The following is a 3,434-nucleotide window of genomic DNA, read 5'->3' as shown; positions in this document are numbered from 1 at the left end:
AGGAAGCATTTTAACTATTATGGGGGTTGTTGAGAACCGTCGCCCATTTTTTTTGACCACAAAACGTCTCAAACCGCGATACGTAAGGCTTTTGACGGGGTTGTCACCCCGTCAGGAAGATTACACCTTACGCTCCTTCTTAGTTGGGTAAATCGGGATGTACGTCAGCAATAAAGTGCAGTGAAACCTTCATCCAACTATTGTTGATTAGCTTAAGGTGCGAGCATAGAAAAACCCATGCTGGTGTTCTGCCTCACCACGATGCCTAAGTGGGCGATCGCCCACTTAGGCGCGTGCAAACCCTACGGTTAGGCTATGTGCGATCGCACCCACCCTAAAAATCTACACTCTCTTCACCAATACTTCCGAGTTCCCCACTACCCAGAAACTCTTCCTCCTCTACTTCCTCACTGCCAGACTCGAAACTTTCCACCACAAACGGTAAACCAGCCGCCATCAAACCCCGTTGAATCAGTTCCGACGTTTCGTCAAACAAAACAAATAGCGGATGAACAGCCTCAGCTTCATCGCTGTAAATATGTCTGTAGCGGTGTGGCATCACCCATTCGTAACCTTTGTCCAGCCAAACCTGAGACTGCCGCCAGCGGCCGAGCAACTCAGAAAACTCTTCGCCCGGACGATGAATGAAAATCAAAATTTCCACGCCAATTTTAACTTTCCATTCAGGATCGCACATCAAAATCGCCAAATCGCAGGGCAAACAAACTGCCTGTCCGGGCGATATGCTAGTGCCGCTGCTTCCCGCATACGAAACCCCGTCTCGCAAGCGGGCAATTGGCAAAGGAATTGTGATTAAACTCTCATGGGCGCGGCGGATACTCGGAATCATTTCCATGTAAACCCGATATTTTTTCAGCAGGGTAATCGCGGCAGAAGATTCGCTGTACTCTGCTAGTAAAGTCTCGTAATGTGATTGTTTAACAGACATTTTCAAACCAAAGAATAAGTAATTATTAATTGCTGCTAATTGCTAATCGATCGCTTCTCGTTACCAATAAGACCTCATTTGTGACAACTTAAGCTCAAGTTCCCCGAAGGGGGGAACTTAAGCTTGCCTCCAGGCCTTGGTGTGTAACGCGAACAGCGATTGAAGCATTGAAGGCTATGGGCTACCAATGTCTGGAGAATGCTTACAGGTTTTTTATTTACAAGGTTTGAGCCATTTGGCGTCTCAAGATTAAGCCCGAGACGATGCCTATTTGTCATTTTATGCCGATGGCCGGAACTTCATCTGAGCCAAAAAGGTAATCTGGTCTGTAAGGTGTGACTCTGGGAGTAACAGGGGAAAACGACGTACTATAAATCCAGATCGTATTCGCCATCGGAATGTACCAGGTCGCCTGAAATTAAGCGATCGCAGCTAGATAGCAAGAATTGCTCTCTCCCCTAGTCTATAACCAACTAGGCTATGCCCAGTTGGGATTAAGGTCCCCGATACTCGGTTTACCTTTGATGATGGCCGCAGTGTTAACCTTGCATAACCTAGGGGTGGAAATTTTGTTGCAATCCTTGATGGACTAGGCGGCCAAGCCAGAAGCTCACCAGCCTAGGTGAAATATTGCCCACCTACCCAGAATTCACCGGGTGTGTGTTCGAGATTGAGGCAAACATGGACCCGAAACGCCGCGATTCCATCGCCTTTGTGCGGGTGTGTTCTGGTAAGTTTGAAAAAGAGATGCTGGTGAAACACGCTCGCTGGCACGGGTAAAAGCATCCGCGACAATGCCTTTGAAGGTCAGATTCTGGTCTCTTTAAAAATCGAGTGTGTCTTCATACCTGAACCTCTCAATTTCCCAAGCTCAAGATCGCGATGCGGCTATTTTATGAATCATAAAAGTAATCGTAAGTCAACATTAAACCTAAATCTTTACAAAAAATGGCTAATTTTAAAGACTTGCTAAAACAATGAGGGGTTGTACCCCCCATAAGTTAGAGTCAGATATTATAGCCCACATTCCGCACCCTCAACTGTCACAATCGGAAATTACGGAGATCAAAAAGCAAAGCTTGCATAAAAAGAGACATTTTTCCTCAAAAAAGAGATTCAAGCAGCGATGAATGATCAAAAACGGCATCAAAACCTATTCTCAACAAGCAGCAATAAGCAAGAGAGGCATTTAGCTTGGCATTAGATAAATAAATCAAGATATTAAATACATAATTGATAAATTAGCTTAATAAATAGAAGTGAGCCAAGGAGATTTTTGCCATCTTAACAGAGCGCTATTAATCAAAGCGAATAGCGCCTTAGTTGATGTAATATAATAACAGTAATATAGCAATAATTAAGTAAGAAATTTATAGTAATAAAGACAATCTTCTGGTAATAAATTTAGGATAAACTCTCGCTGTTGACTCCAATTATAAACCCGCGTTTCTCGCTCTAGTCGAACTAAATGAATAGACTGGAAGCATTGAAATATCCACCTTAATGTCGGGCGGTCAGTTGGTTTACCTAACTGATTTTTAATCTTTGATTGAGACGCTTTTAAAGCCGCTCGTATTTGCCGTTGAGCTAGGGTGTAGACCAGCAAACATAAACCCATAATCATCGCTAATGATTCTATTCTCTCTGGACTTTTGAGAAATATACTATCGGCAAAAAACAAAGGGTCTTTCAGAAAACCAAATCCCCTCTCACATGATTGCTGGGCTTTATACTCCCTGAGCATTTCATCGTTACTGAGTAGGCGAGAATCTAAAACATTGGTCGCTAAAATAAAACGTCCTGCACTCTTGATTTCGGTATTAACTTTAGTTTCATTTCTGCATACGGTCGCGGCGATTTGATAAAATTTTTCTGGTTGATTTTTTTGTGCGTTGGCTGTAACTTCAGTGACTTGATACTGCTCAATTTGGTGATATTTAAATGATTGAGATAATTGTGATAGTGCCTTGATTGCATCAGCCTTACAAGCAAATTTATCTTTTGATAGCTTGTTCACATCCTTGACAACTTTTTCTTCGGCTTTGACAATTTTTTGGGAGAGTTTACCCAAGTCTGATTCCTTTCTGGCTGCGCTCTCTACCACTAGCCATCTTTGCTCTATTCCAGCATAAGTTACTATTTTTTCTCCCCATCTATATCCTGGTAATTTACTAGCCGTCAATTCAGATTCTGGTAAGGTTGATATTAATGTTTCGGCTGATTTTATACTTAAAGGTACTCGACACAACCAGCGCAATTGTGAGATTAATTTCAGGTTTGATTCCGTATATAAAGCACAGTCTGCTACCATCAAACTATCTACTTCTAGTTGTTTTTGGTAATCTACCGCTATTTGACCAAAGCATGATGAGTCGGCTTGATTTCCCGATGCTAATTTTAAGAAGATTGTAAGGATTCAGGTCTGCAAAAGGGGAATAAGCTCAGGCCGAGCCAAGTCACAAGAATGGGCAGAAATAGCATCACG

Annotated in this window: 2 protein-coding genes and 1 pseudogene; 1 reads left to right on the top strand and 2 read right to left on the bottom strand. The window is 42.5% G+C overall.

All coding sequences use genetic code 11. The annotated features are described in order from the left end of the window. Positions 1–334: 334 nt before the first annotated feature. On the bottom strand, positions 335–949 hold the full coding sequence (locus QUA45_RS28290) for a hypothetical protein (RefSeq protein WP_333101237.1): 615 nt from the start codon (positions 947–949) through the stop codon (positions 335–337). A gap of 621 nt (positions 950–1,570) precedes the next feature. Between QUA45_RS28290 and QUA45_RS29330 the strand changes: the two are divergent. After that, positions 1,571–1,717: pseudogene (locus QUA45_RS29330) on the top strand (hypothetical protein); the annotation flags it as partial. Between the two features lie 589 nt (positions 1,718–2,306). On the opposite strand, the gene QUA45_RS28285 reads toward QUA45_RS29330, so the two are convergent. Continuing rightward, positions 2,307–3,356, bottom strand: coding sequence for an IS1634 family transposase (locus QUA45_RS28285; RefSeq protein ID WP_333223214.1), 1,050 nt, complete (start codon positions 3,354–3,356; stop codon positions 2,307–2,309). Positions 3,357–3,434 lie beyond the last annotated feature (78 nt).

This window comes from Microcoleus sp. Pol12A5 (assembly GCF_036701435.1).
GTDB lineage: Bacteria > Cyanobacteriota > Cyanobacteriia > Cyanobacteriales > Microcoleaceae > Microcoleus.
Note: the sequence above shows the minus strand (reverse complement) of the source record. Positions and strands in the feature narration are given on the sequence as shown.

What these genes read in the sequence shown, in the direction of transcription:
- QUA45_RS28290 (WP_333101237.1), bottom strand. Translation starts at nt 949, where the DNA reads ATGTCTGTTAAACAATCACATTACGAGACTTTACTAGCAGAGTACAGC.